Annotated in this window: 23 protein-coding genes; 2 read left to right on the forward strand and 21 right to left on the reverse strand. The window is 38.8% G+C overall.

Annotated elements, in window-relative coordinates; all coding sequences use genetic code 11:
* Nucleotides 1-114: 114 nt before the first annotated feature.
* Nucleotides 115-1,698, reverse strand: coding sequence for a glucose-6-phosphate isomerase (locus DWZ40_RS08170; RefSeq protein WP_347560065.1), 1,584 nt, complete (start codon nt 1,696-1,698; stop codon nt 115-117).
* A gap of 343 nt (nt 1,699-2,041) precedes the next feature.
* Between DWZ40_RS08170 and DWZ40_RS08175 the strand changes: the two genes are divergently transcribed.
* Both DWZ40_RS08175 and DWZ40_RS08180 read left to right on the forward strand, forming a co-directional pair.
* The gene (locus DWZ40_RS08175) at nt 2,042-2,662 is read left to right on the forward strand and encodes a metal-dependent hydrolase (protein WP_182431666.1); all 621 of its coding nucleotides are present in this window, start codon (nt 2,042-2,044) and stop codon (nt 2,660-2,662) included.
* Nucleotides 2,646-3,053: a Uma2 family endonuclease gene (locus DWZ40_RS08180; protein WP_347560066.1), complete on the forward strand. Its 408-nt coding sequence runs from the start codon at nt 2,646-2,648 to the stop codon at nt 3,051-3,053. Before DWZ40_RS08175 ends, DWZ40_RS08180 begins: the two co-directional genes overlap by 17 nt.
* A gap of 476 nt (nt 3,054-3,529) precedes the next feature.
* Here the strand turns inward: DWZ40_RS08180 and DWZ40_RS08190 are convergent, their stop codons facing one another.
* From DWZ40_RS08190 to DWZ40_RS08285, 20 genes are all read right to left on the reverse strand, one after another.
* Nucleotides 3,530-3,754 (reverse strand): helix-turn-helix domain-containing protein, encoded by a 225-nt coding sequence (locus DWZ40_RS08190; protein ID WP_118542515.1) that lies wholly within the window; start codon nt 3,752-3,754, stop codon nt 3,530-3,532.
* A gap of 77 nt (nt 3,755-3,831) precedes the next feature.
* Nucleotides 3,832-4,506, reverse strand: coding sequence for a cell wall hydrolase (locus tag DWZ40_RS08195; protein ID WP_243035276.1), 675 nt, complete (start codon nt 4,504-4,506; stop codon nt 3,832-3,834).
* A gap of 77 nt (nt 4,507-4,583) precedes the next feature.
* Nucleotides 4,584-4,883 carry a hypothetical protein gene (locus tag DWZ40_RS08200; protein WP_118542517.1) on the reverse strand — a complete coding sequence of 100 codons (300 nt, stop codon included), beginning with the start codon at nt 4,881-4,883 and terminating at the stop codon, nt 4,584-4,586.
* Nucleotides 4,884-5,154: 271 nt separating this feature from the next.
* The gene (locus DWZ40_RS08210) at nt 5,155-5,412 is read right to left on the reverse strand and encodes a hypothetical protein (protein ID WP_118542521.1); all 258 of its coding nucleotides are present in this window, start codon (nt 5,410-5,412) and stop codon (nt 5,155-5,157) included.
* 12 nt (nt 5,413-5,424) lie between these two features.
* Entirely contained in the window at nt 5,425-5,826 is a 402-nt protein-coding gene (locus DWZ40_RS08215; protein ID WP_243035278.1) for a hypothetical protein, read from the reverse strand.
* Nucleotides 5,827-5,918: 92 nt separating this feature from the next.
* The gene (locus tag DWZ40_RS08220) at nt 5,919-6,197 is read right to left on the reverse strand and encodes a hypothetical protein (RefSeq protein ID WP_118542525.1); all 279 of its coding nucleotides are present in this window, start codon (nt 6,195-6,197) and stop codon (nt 5,919-5,921) included.
* 108 nt (nt 6,198-6,305) lie between these two features.
* Nucleotides 6,306-6,554, reverse strand: coding sequence for a polya polymerase (locus DWZ40_RS08225; RefSeq protein WP_118542527.1), 249 nt, complete (start codon nt 6,552-6,554; stop codon nt 6,306-6,308).
* A 5-nt stretch (nt 6,555-6,559) separates the two neighbouring features.
* Nucleotides 6,560-7,144: a hypothetical protein gene (locus DWZ40_RS08230; protein WP_118542529.1), complete on the reverse strand. Its 585-nt coding sequence runs from the start codon at nt 7,142-7,144 to the stop codon at nt 6,560-6,562.
* Between the two features lie 20 nt (nt 7,145-7,164).
* Nucleotides 7,165-7,602 carry a dUTP diphosphatase gene (dut, locus tag DWZ40_RS08235; protein ID WP_118542531.1) on the reverse strand — a complete coding sequence of 146 codons (438 nt, stop codon included), beginning with the start codon at nt 7,600-7,602 and terminating at the stop codon, nt 7,165-7,167.
* A gap of 5 nt (nt 7,603-7,607) precedes the next feature.
* The gene (locus DWZ40_RS08240) at nt 7,608-7,940 is read right to left on the reverse strand and encodes a hypothetical protein (protein ID WP_118542533.1); all 333 of its coding nucleotides are present in this window, start codon (nt 7,938-7,940) and stop codon (nt 7,608-7,610) included.
* Nucleotides 7,928-8,464, reverse strand: coding sequence for an anaerobic ribonucleoside-triphosphate reductase activating protein (nrdG, locus tag DWZ40_RS08245; protein ID WP_118542535.1), 537 nt, complete (start codon nt 8,462-8,464; stop codon nt 7,928-7,930). The genes DWZ40_RS08240 and nrdG overlap by 13 nt, the downstream gene beginning before the upstream one ends.
* Nucleotides 8,465-8,525: 61 nt before the next feature.
* Nucleotides 8,526-10,853, reverse strand: a complete 2,328-nt coding sequence (gene nrdD, locus DWZ40_RS08250; RefSeq protein WP_118542537.1) for an anaerobic ribonucleoside-triphosphate reductase — start codon at nt 10,851-10,853, stop codon at nt 8,526-8,528.
* Complete coding sequence (locus tag DWZ40_RS20305) at nt 10,850-10,981, reverse strand: hypothetical protein (protein WP_279220643.1); 132 nt, start codon at nt 10,979-10,981, stop codon at nt 10,850-10,852. The genes nrdD and DWZ40_RS20305 overlap by 4 nt, the downstream gene beginning before the upstream one ends.
* Nucleotides 10,982-10,988: 7 nt before the next feature.
* Nucleotides 10,989-11,177: a hypothetical protein gene (locus tag DWZ40_RS08255; protein WP_118542539.1), complete on the reverse strand. Its 189-nt coding sequence runs from the start codon at nt 11,175-11,177 to the stop codon at nt 10,989-10,991.
* Complete coding sequence (locus tag DWZ40_RS08260; RefSeq protein WP_118542541.1) at nt 11,174-11,428, reverse strand: HPr family phosphocarrier protein; 255 nt, start codon at nt 11,426-11,428, stop codon at nt 11,174-11,176. The genes DWZ40_RS08255 and DWZ40_RS08260 overlap by 4 nt, the downstream gene beginning before the upstream one ends.
* A 12-nt stretch (nt 11,429-11,440) precedes the next feature.
* Nucleotides 11,441-12,325: a hypothetical protein gene (locus DWZ40_RS08265; protein WP_182431667.1), complete on the reverse strand. Its 885-nt coding sequence runs from the start codon at nt 12,323-12,325 to the stop codon at nt 11,441-11,443.
* Between the two features lie 35 nt (nt 12,326-12,360).
* Nucleotides 12,361-12,918 (reverse strand): hypothetical protein, encoded by a 558-nt coding sequence (locus tag DWZ40_RS08270; RefSeq protein WP_118542545.1) that lies wholly within the window; start codon nt 12,916-12,918, stop codon nt 12,361-12,363.
* A 10-nt stretch (nt 12,919-12,928) separates the two neighbouring features.
* Complete coding sequence (gene ligA, locus DWZ40_RS08275) at nt 12,929-14,911, reverse strand: NAD-dependent DNA ligase LigA (RefSeq protein ID WP_118542547.1); 1,983 nt, start codon at nt 14,909-14,911, stop codon at nt 12,929-12,931.
* Nucleotides 14,911-15,114: a hypothetical protein gene (locus DWZ40_RS08280; protein ID WP_118542549.1), complete on the reverse strand. Its 204-nt coding sequence runs from the start codon at nt 15,112-15,114 to the stop codon at nt 14,911-14,913. The genes ligA and DWZ40_RS08280 overlap by 1 nt, the downstream gene beginning before the upstream one ends.
* Nucleotides 15,107-15,793, reverse strand: coding sequence for an FAD-dependent thymidylate synthase (locus DWZ40_RS08285; protein ID WP_118542551.1), 687 nt, complete (start codon nt 15,791-15,793; stop codon nt 15,107-15,109). The genes DWZ40_RS08280 and DWZ40_RS08285 overlap by 8 nt, the downstream gene beginning before the upstream one ends.
* Nucleotides 15,794-16,245 lie beyond the last annotated feature (452 nt).

Genomic DNA, 16,245 nt, shown 5'->3' on the forward strand with positions numbered 1-16,245 from the left:
GCAGCATCTATTACTTCTCCATGATAAACAAACTTTTATTTATCCTATCGTTGTATCTGAGATTTTGTTCCTGTTCACGCACGGTGCCAACAGCAACTTTTTTCAAAACAATCCTTAAATTTCTAACAGATCACTGAATGCCTTCAATGCTCCATCGGTTTCATGAGCCAGAACACGTTTTGCAAGGACCTTACCAAGCTGTACGCCCTCCTGGTCAAAACTGTTTACATTCCATAAAAAGCCCTGGAACATTACCTTATTCTCGAAGTGTGCAAGCAGGGCACCGAGAGCGCCCGGATTTACCTGCTCACCGATGATGATGCTGGATGGACGTCCGCCCTCAAAGTTTTTATTGCGGTTTTCATCGGCCTTGCCGCATGCAAACGCCATGATCTGTGCTGCCACGTTTGCGCAAAGCTTCTGCTGGCTGGTGCTGCCCTGAATGACAACATCGGTATCCATCTGGTTTTTCTTAAATCCAACAAACTGCAGCGGAACAATGTCGGTTCCCTGATGCAGCAGCTGGTAGAAAGAATGCTGACCGTTGGTTCCAGGCTCACCAAAGATCACCGGTCCGGTCACATAGTTTACCGGCTCACCAAAACGGTTTACGGACTTACCATTGGACTCCATGTCAAGCTGCTGCAGATGTGCCGGGAAGCGGCTCAGTGCCTGAGAGTACGGAAGCACTGCCGTACAAGGATAACCAAGCACGTTGCGCTCGTATACGCCGATCAGCGCATCTAACATCGCTGCATTCTTGGTTACATCCGTCTCTGCCGCCAGCTTGTCCGCCTCTGCCGCGCCCTCTAAGAACTGAGCGAATACCTCTGGGCCGAAAGCCAGGGAAAGAACTGCACCGCCGACTGCGGAAGTAGAGGAATAACGGCCACCAATATAATCGTCCATAAAGAATGCAGCCAGATAATCGCTGCTCTTCGCAAGCGGGGAAGTCTCACTGGTCACTGCGATCATATGCTTTGACGCATCCAGACCTGCATTCTTTAACGCGTCCTTTACGAAGGATTCGTTCGTTAAAGTTTCAAGGGTTGTACCGGACTTGGAAACCAGCACGAAAATGGAATGTGCAACATCCACTCCATGTAAAACTGCTGCTGCATCATCTGGGTCTACATTGCTGATGAATTTCGCTTCCATCTTGAAGGTGCCATTCTTCTTTGCCCAGTTTTCCAGAGCCAGATACATCGCTCTCGGTCCAAGGTCACTTCCACCGATACCGATCTGAACAACCGTGGTAAACTTTTCTCCTGCCGCATTGGTGATCTCACCGCTGTGAACCTTGTTTGCAAACTCAGCAATGCGCTCCTGCTGCTCTTTATAGAAGGTACGCTTGTCCACACCATCTGCAATGACTGCGTCGCCAAGCTGTCCACGGGTTAAGTGATGAAGTACCAGACGTTTCTCACCGGTATTGATCACCTCACCATTGTAAAGTGCCTTAAACTTCTCCGCCAGCTGAGCCTCAGCAGCCAGCTTTTTTAATGCCTCCAGCACATTGTCATCGACCTGCTTTGCTGCATAGTGATAAGCAAGTCCCTCTGCCATTGGCACACTGTATTTTTTCACACGCTCTGCGCCGTTATCTCCGGTCATAGCCTCCGCAAGGTTTACGCGGGATGCTTTTTCCAGTTCCTGATAGGAAGTAAGAGTGTCCAGGTTGTTCCAGGTAATCATCATGATTCCTCCTTCAATACATTATACTGATCTTCAGCCGATAATTTTCTGTCAATCATCATAATTATACTATTGAATACGGGGAATTTCAAGAGATTTCAAGGAGACGCAGTACAATTACAATACAATAATTTACTGTCCACTGGCAGAAATTTTCTGAACTGATGATACAGTTCTGACTGCAGATTTTGCCAATGATTCGCTTGAAAATTTTCTTTTCTGTGATATACTGTAAGTTCCTGAATTTTTAATAAAACTCCGAAAGTTTTCCTTTCCGGCAGCAAAATATGACAGCCAGGTAAGACAAAACAAGATGAGACACAATCACACAAAGGAAGAGAAAACCATGTTAGGAAAAACACATATGGCAGTTGGAGTTGCCGCATCCATGCTGCTTTTTCAACCAAATACATTACCAGAACTAATTTTTGGAGCCGGGGCAGCGGCAATCGGTTCCGTAATCAGTGATATCGACTGCGGTTCCTCGGAAAGCAGCCGCAGAGCAGACAAAATTATATTTGCAGCAGAAACGATCGTGATCGGAATTGCTGCTGTCGAAGCGCACTGGCATATCGGTCTCTATCAGAAGCTTATGAGCAACAGTTCTGTCAGCCGCATCATCTTAGCATGTGCTGCATTTCTTTCCATATGCGCCTATGGAAAGAAAACACCGCACCGTTCTTTTATGCATTCATTTCTGGCAGGCGGACTCCTTTCCAGTTCCGTAGCCGTATTTCTTCCAATGCTGGTACCTTACTTTGGAGCCGCATTTCTATCCCATCTGGCCCTGGATCTGCTAAACCACAAAGGAGAACAGCTTTTTTACCCTCACCGGAAACGGTTTAGTCTCGGAATCTGCACTGCGTCCGGACTTATCAATAAGGTATTTCTTCTTTGCGGCTCAGTCGTGTCGGCAGAGGTGATATTAAAGCTTTTGACTGGTATGGTGATTGCGGCGCACAGGTAGTGCTGTAAAGCCAGCTTCATTAGCAGTCGCCATTGACCAGCCCTTCTTATTGCTCAATGTCTCGTTATTTTCTTTTCATTTTTATGGTAGATTCTACGATATGGCACCACCAAGCCGGATTCATCAGAAACTGGTCTCTAAATTGACTTCTATCATTGATCAATACATTTCAGATCACCACGGCTCTTGTGAAGTCTATCCTGCTCCATTTGCTGTCAATCTCGACGCTGATGACAAAGATTGGGTGGAACCGGATATTTCTGTGATCTGCGATCCGAACAAGCTGACTGATCGCGGATGTTCCGGAGCTCCAGTGATCTACTCCTTTACACAGGATATTCCGGTCGGAATCTATCCGGGACTGACAATTAAAATTAACGATTTACTGTAACTGCGTGAAATTTCTGTAGACACCACGTAGACATGATCAAATTTATACTCGCTTTTTCTTGTTTTTCACTAGGCGCGTTAAGAAAAGGGACTTTCAGAGCAATCTCTGAAAGTCCCTTTTCACTTTATTTTAAGCCATTTTCAATTAGAATTTACCAGCGGTAGCTGCTTCCTCTACTGCAACTGCAACAGCAACGGTCATGCCAACCATCGGGTTGTTACCAGCGCCGATGGCGATGTGTAAATTATGATAATCAATGAAAATAGGTGCTTATTTTTGTCTATTATGCAACTCTCTACACGCTAGTGTTTAAGCCATTTCTTGCCATTTTATGTTGTACTGTGTAGACTTGTGACGAACTGTTATGTAGACTTTTCGTAGACTTGGGGCGTGTAGACGTGTACAACAGTTTTCTGTAGACATAAAAAAGAATGGCACTTATATGCGATACACATATTATACCATTCTTATGATTTTCAAGCAATATATTTGAATTCTGTGATGTTGTTAAGGTCGGACAAATCCATACCGTCATATTTCTCAACAAACGCTTCCAGAGATTCTTTTCTAACCTTTAAGCTTCCGAGTTTCATAGCCGGGAGTAATCCTGCCTTGATTAAATCATACACAAGATGAACATTAATTCCAAGGAGCTGAGATACTTCTTTTACTGTATATAATAATTTTTCTTCTTTGTTCATATAATATATCCTTATTTATTTTAAGGAACTTCTACCACTATGATAGGAGTTCCTTATTTTTTACGCTTCTGTTTGAACTAGTAACAATAATAATGCCATTTGGTTTTCAGGTAAACTTTACCCTGTTTACCGCCACTCTGATAGAGAACATGTTCGGGTAATACGCTTCCATTCTCTAGGAGCCACTGAGCATTAGCCCAGTTACGATCGGTCGGCTGTCGGTAATAGTTTCCGTCTCTTGTACAAGAATACTGCCCTCGCTGGAATACAACATCTCTGAGAGTGTCTGGGAATTCAGCACTGGCAACTCTGTTTAATGCAACGCTGCCAACATACCTCTGCTCCTCATCAGAATAAGACTGACATTCACCTGCAAGTAGGTGTGCCATAATTTCTAAATCTTCCAAGGAATATGTAGGTACATCAACTGGCTCGTAAGAAAACCAGTCAGAACGCATATATGCAAATCCGTCACAGGTCGTAATCATCGCCCAGCCGTCAATCTCCAATATAACCTCAAACTCGGTATTAACGATGCTTGTGTCTAGGATTGGAGCATTCTCGGACGGATATTCTCTGATGTTTACTTCTGTGGTGGTGTAGCGGATTTCGCTATCACACACATATGGCATAGCAGCTTCAAATCGGTCAATTAGTTCCTGTTCAGTTGAGTTTAAATTATAATCTGCCTGCCCGAAGACAGGCGTGACAAACAATGATGACATCGCCAAAGCGATTAAAAATCTCTTCATAGTTCCTCCTTAGTTGTGTATTCTTTGGAGGATTACCGGTAATCCAAATCTATGTAAAAGCTCGTCAGCTAGTACAACTATTTATTCTCTTTTTCTACTGGTTCGTGTGTAAGTTTGAATCTGACTTCTTCTGCTGTGTCTTTAAATATTACGCACTTATCTAATGAAATAGTGTTATTGCATGTCGGACATGTGATTGTATAATATTTTTTCGCATAATCATTTAATGATACAGCCGGAACAAAAATTGACATTTTCGGTCTACAAACTTCACTATCTTGGAATGTAAAAACCGAATCACAATTAGGACATGTGCAGCCATACATTCTCTCTGGTTTTGGTTCCTTATGTTTGTTACCTTTATAGATGATTTCCATAAATATGTTCTCCTTTTGTTATTTGTGAAGCTCCAAAAACTTGCCTGCATCTTCTTTGCTACTCAACCATGTGCATTTCGTCAGGTTGATTATCTTACAGCAATTCGGACATGCAACAACATATAAGTTTGGTCTGCCGGAATAGTTACCTACATACATTGATTCGCTCTTTTGGAACGAAAATACAGTGCCGCAATTTGGACATTCACAACCATATTTGCGGTCGAGATCATGGACTTTATGTCTATTTCTTTGGATGATAATTTCCATATTATTCCTCTTTTAATGCTTTGTGTAGTTTAGTAAACTGCTCGACTTCTTTCTTATTTCTGAGCCAAATGCAATCTTTTAAATCAGTTGGACAAAGACAATTATTGCACCAAACCATAGGTATTTCATCATCGCCATAATATACAACATTATCTCCTGTAAATGTAAATATAGTTCCACAATTCTTACATTCGCATCCATATTCTCTTTCGTGTTCAGGGATTTTATGATAGTTATGTTTCGCAATAATATTTTTCACATTTTGCTCCTTTTAATGGTCGGTTGCGATCTCATAGATAATATCATCATGGTATTTTCCATACTTATCTTTGATAGAATCTTTGAGGATATGTTTCTTACCGTTGTGCATTTCTATGAGCTTATCGTAGTGTTTCTCTACAGGATTTCCGCTAATCATACGCCACTCAACTCTATGCAATTCGGAGATCAATTCCTCGATTTTATCAAACAAATCTTTGCCAATAATTGGATTTCCACGGTCAAATGACATCAGCCCAAAATTGTATGCTTTGGAGTTGTAATAGTCTACTGTATAACCAAGATAGCCAATCAATTTTTCGCCGCTAACAATGGCATATGTAAACTGTCCAAACTCTTGATTTTCTGGAATATCCGGTGTCCATTGGTCAAGGCAACCAGTCTCATAAAACATGTCCTGAGTGTAGAAAAGTTTCTGAAATTCCTCTGCAATTTCGTTCCTATATAGGATTGCAGGGACTAACATTTGTATCACTTCCTTTATTATTATTCTCTATTAGAACGAAGCCATTGAAACAAATCCCATGAATAAATATTGGGAATATAATTGGTTCTTCCAGATGAAAATCGGCAAATGTTTGTGAACGCATCAACAACACCACCAATATTCATTTGGAGAGTATAATGGCTTAAACAAAAGGCGATATATTCTCTTGTTTTTCTACTTCCATAATCTTTACAACGATTCTTTAATTGTTCCAATTCTTCTTCGGTTAATGTGTAAATCTTCTCTGTTTTTGTTGTCATAACATTGTCGATTTTCATATTTTTACGTTCTCCTATCCAGTGACTTGAAACGAAGATTTTATCTGATTTTCGAAGTCAAAAAACCCTTATTTTATAAGGGTTTTCTCAACCTCGATTTTTCAATTTTTACTCTTTTGACCCATTTCCGCTCATCATAAAGCTTACAAGCTTCTCGGTGTCTCTTTCATCGGAAATTTCCAGAGAAAGCTCCTTAATGTAGTCAGAAGAAAAGATTTTTGCCATGGCAAGATACTGGCAAAGTTTGGACTTTAAATTAATCTTATCACCCTCATTAGAGATAAGAAAAACATCTCCTGTGCAGGAGTCGATCACATTGAAAAATGCGTCAACATCGGCAATATTATATAGCTTTATTATGGTTATTCTCCTCTCTTATATGGTTCTAAAAACTTGATGAGTTTGTTGTATACATCCTTGTCTTCGGTGTATAAAGTAATATCATTGTGATGTTCTTTGAATAAGTCAGCTAAATTCATATAGTGATAGGTGTAAGCATTTAGTTCTATTTTTTGATGTGAATGTGCGAGCTTGATTGTTATAGCAGCAGCTAATGCATATGGATCTATATAGTTTTCTAAATTGTGATAATCAAAACCAAAATAATTTTTGAGATGAACTAAACCGTTGTCAAATTCCTTCAATTTTTCATGTAAAACAGTATTTCGTTTTGTTTCTTTATAACAGTCTTGATAAGCATAACACTGTACTCCGTCGAGGTTGATATAATAATTACACACCTTGAAAAACTTAGGGATTTCATCAATAAAATCAAGTTCATTATATGTATGTTCTCCGTCGCCTTGCTTAAATTTACTGATTAAATTTCCATGGTCTTCTTCGATAACGCAAATGAGTTCATATTTCGGAACTACTAGATTAGATTTCTCCCAAACATAGTCAAAATCTCTCCGAACTAAAACTCTATAAAAATTTTCTTCAACCATATTCGGACTTGCTCTCCTTTCTATTTTGTCCCTGTTGAACCGAATCCACCGCTACCACGTTTTGTCTCGTTAAGTTCTGGAACAAGCTGAAATTCCAATGGTAAATATGGTATAACCACAAGCTGTGCAATGCGTTCCTGTGGCTCTACTGTGTACGGAATATCTGTATCATTATGAAGCGCAACAACATATTCTCCGGTGTAATCTTCGTCACAAATACCTAAGCAATTTGACGGTCTGATTCCATGTTTTGTTGCTAATCCGCTTCTTGCACAGATAGCTCCAAAGTATCCGTGAGGAAGTTCCATAGCAAGTCCAGTACCAATTTTTTCTGTTGTGTGAGGTGCAATAGTTACAGACTGATCAAGAGCAGCATACAGGTCGTAACCTGCTGCAAATTCACTTCCGTGATTCGGTAATTTTGCCAGAGGATTCAGTTTTTTAATGTTGATTTTCATTATACTTATTCTCCTTTTCTTTCTTCTACTGTGAGAACATTTCCTTCTGTTTCAATAATCTCATAACGCGCAACGAACTCATTGTAAGATACACTATTGCTCAGAGTTACTTTATATTGTTCTGGGTGTTTCACACATATTACAAATACAAGTACAAGACATACAGCTAACAGAAACATACTGAGTTTGAAATATATATCAATACTGCTAAATCGTGTCATACACCAAACACAATAAACCAAGAGTAATAATGATATGGTTAATGCAACGCCTAATTCCGTCTTAGAAACGAAAGGAAAAACAGCCGGAATAGTTTGCAATACTGTTACTCCGTCCATAGTACTATTTCTCCTTTTTTAATTGTTTCTGAAATATCAATGACGCGTTGATTTTTGCTCCCACACCACTTCAATGTGACATCACGTTGCTCATCAATATATTCTCCATCCACAAACACATCGCACATTAAAATGATTGCTCTACGATATTGATTTGCAGAAATTTCTTGTTTATCAAAGTCATCGTCCTCAAATAACTGTTCCCATGTATAGCCACTGTAAAGCCAGATGTTCTTAGTTGGAAACTTCTGCTTCACTTCCACTACCAATTTATATATTTCTTCTACATTATCTTTGAATAATGGATCGCCGCCGGAAAGAGTTAAACCGGAAATATAATCCTTTGATAATTTATTAAATATCGCCTGTTTAGCATCTTCATCAAATGGAATACCTGATTTCGGGTCCCAAGTTTGGGGATTCTGACATAAGCGGCAAGCGTGTGAACAACCGCTACACCAAATTACGCACCTCAATCCGATTCCATTGCAAACATCTTCGTGAGTAATTGCTAAATAATTCATTTTTATCTCCAATGAAAGCATAGAGAAGAAAATCTTCCCTATGCAAACATTCTCTATTTTCTTATTTAAAAGTCTGATGTTTCACACGCATCTCAACTTCTTGCTGCTTTCCTTTATTAAAGGCTGTTGTATAATCGCCAGTCAGATAACCAGTAACTCTACGAAGTCTTCTGATTTCGTCTCCTCCACACATTGGACAATTGTTTGCAATGTCATCTGTATATCCGCATTTCGTACACATATCATTAGGTACATTAATGGCAAAATATGGAATGTCTTTATCCATTGCATAGTTTACTATTGTCTCGATGGCATCAATATTGTTCTTTACACTACCATCGAGTTCGACATAGGTTATACAACCTGCATTACTGTACCCTGTCAGCTGACTTTCAATATCAATCTTCTCCATTGGAGTCATTTTGATCCATACAGGAACATGGATGCTATTTGTAAAGAAATCTTTGTCCGAGACATCTTTGATTACGCCATACTTCTCTTTAAATTTATTCATAGAGGTATAACATAAATTTTCGGAGGGAGACAGGTAAACTCCAAAATTGAGCTTATATTCCTCTTTAAATTCTTTACACCTATCGTGAAATAGTTTTTCGATTCTCTTAGCAAGAGCCATACCTTTTTCGCTAGTATGGTCACAACCAATAAGAATCTGTAAAGTTTCCGCCAATCCAATTTGACCTACGCCAAGTGTTCCGTGTTTTAAAGCAGAAACAATTCCTTCTTCTGGAACATATCCAGCCATTACATGATTTTCATACATAAATTTAGCAGCATCGGGTGACTGATGAGAAATCCAATTAAATCGCTCGATAAGCATATCCTTTGCTTCATAGATTTTATTGTCAAGATATCCGATAAATCTATCTACAAGATGTGATTCATCTTCTGCGACTGCTTCTGCTCCATACTGCTCAATCATGCGAGTTTTGACTTCCATTGCCAGAGTTGGCATGATAATGGTAACAGGGCAAATGTTTCCTCTACCATCTTTGAGCTGACCGAATCCGTTTACATCCCAACCGTTAGCAGTCCGGCACCCCATCGTACTAAAATATGTTCTAGGGTCTTCAATGTCATATCCTGCATTACCACTCCAATCGACATTTGCATAGTTTGGATATAATCTCTGCGCAGTGGAACGAAGTGCTAATCTAAACAGATCATAGTTTTGATCTCCAGGCTTTCTGTTAACACCTTTCATGCACTGAAAAATACTACACGGGAAGATAGAAGTTTTATGTAATTTACCAATTCCTTTGATAGACACATCAAGAAGCGCCTTGATTACCATACGTCCTTCTAAACTTGTACAAGTACCATAGTTAATAGAGGTGAATGGTAATTGGTTTCCTGATCGGCTTTGCAGAGTGTTCAAATTATGGAACAGTCCTTCGGCAGCCTGATACGTTTCATTGATAGTGTCGTATAATGCACTCTGATAAAATACCTTATCAAGATTCGTATTTCCTAAATAGAAATCAGATTCTTTTAATCCAGTTTTTTCAAAGAATTCATGCTTATGTTCATCTACCCAATCATCAAATTTGTTTCTGATGATACCACCTTCTTCATAGGTATCGAACATCATATTCAGTAAATCAAGATCAAGGAAATCAGGAGACTGTTTTAAGTAAGCAACAATGTAATGCTTTAAAAACGATTTTCTTACATAAGGCACCATTGTCCAATCAAGATGTGTTGCAGAAACACCACCGAACTGCTGCAAAGACTGTAACTGGAAAATCACAGCAACTAACTGAAATGCGGTATTTACTGACTGTGCAGGTCTTACGTCAGTCTGTCTTGTATTAAATCCATTCTTTAATAAATCATCAAATGGGATGCTCAGGCAGTTGTGCATACCAACGGCATAAGAGTTTAAGTCGTGAATATAAATCTCGTTATTCTGGTGGTTGTTTCTTGCCATAGCCGACATACAGTTATCCAATGCGTACTGCTTTAAAACGGTATCACTTGCTTCTCCAACTCTGCCACCAAAAGATTTCTCATCAATATTGGCGTTCTGATTCTGAACATTGGAAGCGGTTAATTTCTCGCGAATATCATTCATAAGTTTCATTTTGCTCTCGCGAACACGCGTTCTATCATTACGATAAAGAATAAATGATTTTGCAACATCCTTACGTTTACTTGCCATTAATTTATTCTCTACAATGTCCTGAATTTCTTCCACTGAGATACTATCCTGATCAAGTGATTTCACATAATTGGCAATATTGGATGACTGAATCTTCGCCTGACTCGTTACTTCCTTATCAACATCTTCAAACGCCTTTAATACTGCTTCTCTAATTTTGTTTGGATTAAATTCTACCTTGCGCCCGTCTCTTTTAATTACCTTAGTCAATCTTCATCCTCCTCAAAATTCACAATCTCGCCGTCATTGATAATTGCTAGCTTTCCGCCCTCGAACATCAGTAAGCAATCATTTAATGTAACCCGGCTCAAATCCATAATTGTTCCATAATCAAACATAGTTGCATCACCTCCTTATATATCCATTCCCCCCATCCCTACAAACAAGTTGCAAATAGGACGAGTTAAATTCTTCAAGACTTGGTTTTCTTTTAACAAAATCAATGATGTATTCTCTGTCGTCTACAAGAACTGTGACGAAATCATCCTCTTTCTTTTTCAGTTCCCTAATTAATTCTCCACTGTTTGCAATCAATCGTCGTCCACCGCCTTTGCAAGAAAGTTATCCAGGCAGCGCTCGAAGATTCCAATGGTTATCTCGTTGTCACTGTGTAGCACTACATCCATGGTTGTTGGATAGCCAAGTGAACTAACACCAATCACAGACTTGCCGTCCACACAGATAGAACCTTTGCTCAGGTCAACATCGTCCTTGAAAGTGGTTAGAACATTTACCAGATCAAGACCCATTTTTAAATTCTCTAAATGAATTTCTTTTTTATGCATTTGTTGTTCTCCTTAAAATCTTATTGTTTTGATGAATTTTGCATATATTTCGTCTACTGTTATCTGTAAAACTCTGAAAAGTGCAGTTTCATTGTTAGAGTCTGTTGCCGTATGAATATCGCTTAATTTTTCTACGACAAACGGAAGAACTCTTTCTCTATCAGCAATGGTCATATTTGGAATATTATCAAAGATAATCTGAAACACTTTTGTTTTTACGGTGCTTGACCATTGAGTAAATTTTCTTAACTGCTCTGTCGTTTTATGTTCCATACAATAATTTGCATACGCCATTCCTGCTTTACTAATATGAGTTTGAAGTAAAGTAAACAGTTCCATGATCGATTCATCGTTTGTATAATTTAATGCATTTAGAACATCATGCCAGTTATAACATCTCTCTCCACTCCAATTAGAATTCCATTCTTCTACGTCACCAAAACAGATTTTGCGTACAGCATTGGAGCTAACTAGATTGTTAGCCTGATCATCAATAAATACCGCATTGGTCATATCTAAATGGGATTTGTCTTTGAATTCTTTGAAATTAATGAGATTGATTTTTTTGATAATATTAGGAAACTTGTGATTGATATAGTAACTTTTCTGTTTTAAACTTGGTGAGAAGCCTAATGTAGCAACTTCAATACCGTACCAAATTGTTAACACTTCTAGGATTTCTCGCGCATATGGCATAGGTTTCAACCGACTGAAAAACCTCGGTCTGTTCCAAAGATGATTCACATACTCTTCGCTTGCTAAGGTTAATTCTTTAAAACCGTATGTATGCATATCACATGCGCGAACCGCTTTGAAGCCATTATAGTATTGAAAATCTTCATTATATAGATCTACGATCGCCTGTGTGGAATCGACCAGAACATTGTCGAAATCCACAATTAATCTTTTCTTGTCTATTGGTATCACGTCCTTTACAGGTTATATTCTTTCTTGAAAAATTTACACATGGTTTCTACTGCTCGCTCAAATGTATCATTGTTCAGTAAATGATAATCCCACGCCATAGACTTCTCAAATGTGGTAAATTCTACATTTTCACTCTCAGCACGAGAATCATACACATTATCGTCACTGCGTTTCTTTGCTCTCTCTTTAGCAATGGACTGTGTAGTTCGCACATATACAATAATAAACTGATATTTATCCTTGTATTTTTCTCTCAGTGGTGGAATTGCATCTGGATTAATCACATACACATTCCAGGCATTATCATCGCTCAAAGTAGAATTTGTTGTAAAATATCTGTTACCGTTAATTTCGGCATATGCAGCAATGTCATCCTTATACTGAACAAAATCTTCTTCCGAGATAAAAATATGATCTCTGGAATCTGTTGCTTCCTCTTCGTTTCTAGGCGGTCTAGTTGTATAAGACTTAACCATTTTTAGTCCTAACCGCTCACAGGCGGCACTAGCGATAGAAGTTTTACCACTAGCACTCCGCCCAACAATTAAAAACTTCTTTGTCATTTGACACCTCTTACTTATTTAATAATTCCAAAAACTCATTCTCTGAAATGATTTCGATTCCCAAAGAATGTGCAGTCTTACATTTTGATGATGTGCTATTCGGGTCATCACAGATAAGACAATCCGTTTTTGAGGTCACACTTCCAGTTACCTTGCCGCCGTTTGCTTCAATCTCTTTCTTCAAAGCGTTTCGGTTGGCAAAATGTTCTACTGTTCCGGTGATAACAAAAGTCTTTCCGTTTAATTTGGAGGAAGTCGCCTGTTCATTTACTGTCTCAAATTCAAAATTCTTAGAAAATTTCCACATCTCATGGCAATTTTGATTGAAGTAATCATCCAGAGATTTTACAATAACATCGCCAATACCAGGAATATCACTGAAATATTTCGCACCGTGTACCGTCATCACATTGAAGAAATCTCCAATAGAATCAACCTTTGACATGATTGCTTTGGAAGCTGTTTTGCCGACCAAATTAATTGATAAAGAATATAACCATTTATCTAATGTGGTATGTTTGGATTTCTCAATGGCAGCAAGCAGTTTATCTACGGATTTAGCTCCAAATCCTTCCAGATTTTTCATCTTCTCACTGTAAATACTGAGTGAATAAATATCGTTAATAGAGGTCAACCAACCGAGTTTGATAAATGTACTTATAGTGGCTTCTGACATACCGTCGATATTCAGTGCGTCCCGGCTCGCAGCGTGGCAGAGTTTGCCGAGCAGTTTACCCTTACAATCTGGATTGGTACAGATGAGCATTTCAGAATCGTTGTCTTTCACTGTTCCGGTAAAACCACCACAGATAGGACATTTAATTGGAATACTGAGCCATTTCAGCTCTTCCAAATCGTGAACATCTGGATCGTACTTCTCTGCTCTTTCGATTTTCGGGATTATAGCATTACGCTTAGTAACCCAAATGGTTTCTCCTACAAATGGTCTGCCAAGTGTATCCTGCATTACGGAAAGGTTTGAAAGTGAAGCTCGACGAACACTTGTACCGTCAATCTCAACCTCGTCAAAGATTGCCACAGGAGTCAGAACGCCAGTTTTACCCATTGACCATTCAATATCTCTGAGTGTGGTTTCCTCTTCTTCGTCGTAAAACTTGAAAGCTAGGCTGTGACGTGGATGATGTCCAGTCATTCCAAGTGATTTGCCATAGGTTACATCATTATACGAAATAACAATGCCGTCAATTGGGTAACCTTGTGAGTTGGCTAACAGCTTTAAAATTTCAATCAGATCATGGACACTATCTGTCGCACTGTTATACGGAACCCACGGTACGACTTCAAATCCATATCTTCTTGCAAGTTCAAAGCCTTCTGAGTATGTCTTAACGCCAAATGGAACTTTCCAGGTAACAAATTTCACATGACGATTCTTTGTAATGCTGCTATCCAACTGGCGCACAGAACCGCTCGCAAGATTTCTAGGATTCTTGTATTTCTTATCTGGATCTGAAATTGTTTCATTGATTTTCTCAAAATCCTGATATGTAATAATTGCCTCTCCCTCAATTTCAAACTTGTCCTTGCAAGGAATTTTTAAAGGCAGATTATCGAACATTTTGGCGTTATGAGTAATTAGTTCACCGATTTCAGCATTACCTCTTGTTTCAGACTGGACTAATTCACCGTTTTCGTATGAATTGAGTATTGTTAATCCGTCAAGCTTTAAGGATAAAACACAATCTCGACCACTAGAAAATTTCTCCAAATCCGATTCAAGTTTTGTCTTGTCAAGTGACATCATCAGATGAGAATGCTTTACTTTTTCAAGCTCGGATTTGATTTCATATCCAACAGTCTGAGTCGGTGAATTGGCAAGTACAACACCAGTAATTTCTTCAAGATATTTTAACTGGTCAAACAGCTCATCATACTCTGCATCGGAAATCAATGATTCTGAGCGGTTATAATACGCATCTCTATACTCATTTAATTGAGCAACAAGCAGTGGGATTCTGTCAAGATAGTCCATCAACCCATCTCCTCTCCTGCATATTCCTTCAAGTATTTGAGCATCCGACTCTCTTCTGGGAAAAATAAATCCTGTTGCTTTTCAGCCATTAACCAACCGAAGAAATTAGAGCAGAACTGCCCGAAACGCCAATCCGGGAAATGAGCCTTATGTATACGGCAAAGCTCGGCATAAAAATCATCTAATCTATCTGGATTACGCATTGGCACTCTCCTTTCTTGGCTTTCTACCACACGATTTCTTCTCGTCGCAGAATCCATACACCTCGCATTTTGGCTTAAACAGGTTGTCGACAATCCATTCCCACTGATCTGAATATTCTCTCAAAGCATTCATAATATCTGGGAATAATTCTAATCTGTATTCATGGTATGCTCTTGAACATAAGCGTACATGGCTCATATCTACAAGATTTCTCAGATTACGCTTCTCAACTGTTTTCGTTGTCATTCCAAGAGGAAGTAAGTTTGCCACATCTTCATTTGGAACACCGCAATTTTTTAATTCTTCGAGACTGTCTCGCAGATTTTTCGCCGCTGTATTAAAAGCAACTAATGCTTCTTTGTTTTTCTCAATGGATGCCGGTCTGATAATTTCAAAATCTTTGTAATTGATATATCTTGTTGAAGCCTGTAAATAAGGTGTCATTCCACCAACATGTCTGTAATACTCTCGCATTACTCTGGCGCTATAACCATCAATAACCATATGTACATCTACAAATTCCATTGTTCTGCCGTGACCAGACTCAATACATTCCTTGCCACGTTTAATATTTCTTTCTTCATCTGTGATGTTGGCATTCCAACAAATTCCTGCTCGTCTGCCAATTAACGCTAATGGATCTTTCGGTGTTTCTGGTAAAATTGTAATTGTTCCCATAATTACCTCCTGTATTTTGATATACTTATATTCTCTAAGCACTTGACGGAACATCCAAGATAAGCCTGGATATTCCCAGATACACGCCATTTATGGTCGTATTCTGATTTAGAGTGATTATTGAGACGATGTGTCTCTCCGAAAAAAGAAAGGATAAGCGGTTGGAGCTTATACACTCCGCAAAATGCTTAGAGAATATGTATTGTTTTATCTATTCTTTTTAATATCCATATCCACAATTACTTTGCATGAAGTTATGCAACCATGATTAGAATTTTCGACTCGTTTTACATAATTCCCATATGGATCATAAATCATAAGATATTTGTTCTCTTTGTCATTTACAATCGTATATTCTCGATATTTAAGATCTTTACCACTGTATGGTTTCATATTATTTATACCTTCTTTGTGACCACACATAGTCGGAAAACCGCTGCCAATTTAGTTCG

Source organism: Clostridium sp. AF32-12BH (assembly GCF_003477935.1).
Classification (GTDB): domain Bacteria; phylum Bacillota; class Clostridia; order Lachnospirales; family Lachnospiraceae; genus Brotaphodocola.

Bases quoted from the DNA above. Each gene is read 5' to 3' on its own strand.
- nrdG (WP_118542535.1), bottom strand. From the start codon at position 8,464: ATGAATTATTTAGCAATTACTCACGAAGATGTTTGCAATGGAATCGGA.
- DWZ40_RS08280 (WP_118542549.1), bottom strand. From the start codon at position 15,114: ATGCGTAATCCAGATAGATTAGATGATTTTTATGCCGAGCTTTGCCGT.
- dut (WP_118542531.1), bottom strand. From the start codon at position 7,602: ATGAAAATCAACATTAAAAAACTGAATCCTCTGGCAAAATTACCGAAT.
- DWZ40_RS08195 (WP_243035276.1), bottom strand. From the start codon at position 4,506: ATGAAGAGATTTTTAATCGCTTTGGCGATGTCATCATTGTTTGTCACG.
- DWZ40_RS08230 (WP_118542529.1), bottom strand. From the start codon at position 7,144: ATGGTTGAAGAAAATTTTTATAGAGTTTTAGTTCGGAGAGATTTTGAC.
- DWZ40_RS08285 (WP_118542551.1), bottom strand. From the start codon at position 15,793: ATGGGAACAATTACAATTTTACCAGAAACACCGAAAGATCCATTAGCG.
- DWZ40_RS08215 (WP_243035278.1), bottom strand. From the start codon at position 5,826: ATGTTTTATGAGACTGGTTGCCTTGACCAATGGACACCGGATATTCCA.
- ligA (WP_118542547.1), bottom strand. From the start codon at position 14,911: ATGGACTATCTTGACAGAATCCCACTGCTTGTTGCTCAATTAAATGAG.
- DWZ40_RS08220 (WP_118542525.1), bottom strand. From the start codon at position 6,197: ATGAAAATCGACAATGTTATGACAACAAAAACAGAGAAGATTTACACA.
- DWZ40_RS20305 (WP_279220643.1), bottom strand. From the start codon at position 10,981: ATGTTTGATTATGGAACAATTATGGATTTGAGCCGGGTTACATTAAAT.
- DWZ40_RS08170 (WP_347560065.1), bottom strand. From the start codon at position 1,698: ATGATGATTACCTGGAACAACCTGGACACTCTTACTTCCTATCAGGAA.
- DWZ40_RS08260 (WP_118542541.1), bottom strand. From the start codon at position 11,428: ATGCATAAAAAAGAAATTCATTTAGAGAATTTAAAAATGGGTCTTGAT.
- DWZ40_RS08190 (WP_118542515.1), bottom strand. From the start codon at position 3,754: ATGAACAAAGAAGAAAAATTATTATATACAGTAAAAGAAGTATCTCAG.
- DWZ40_RS08200 (WP_118542517.1), bottom strand. From the start codon at position 4,883: ATGGAAATCATCTATAAAGGTAACAAACATAAGGAACCAAAACCAGAG.
- DWZ40_RS08240 (WP_118542533.1), bottom strand. From the start codon at position 7,940: ATGGACGGAGTAACAGTATTGCAAACTATTCCGGCTGTTTTTCCTTTC.
- DWZ40_RS08175 (WP_182431666.1), top strand. From the start codon at position 2,042: ATGTTAGGAAAAACACATATGGCAGTTGGAGTTGCCGCATCCATGCTG.
- DWZ40_RS08270 (WP_118542545.1), bottom strand. From the start codon at position 12,918: ATGACAAAGAAGTTTTTAATTGTTGGGCGGAGTGCTAGTGGTAAAACT.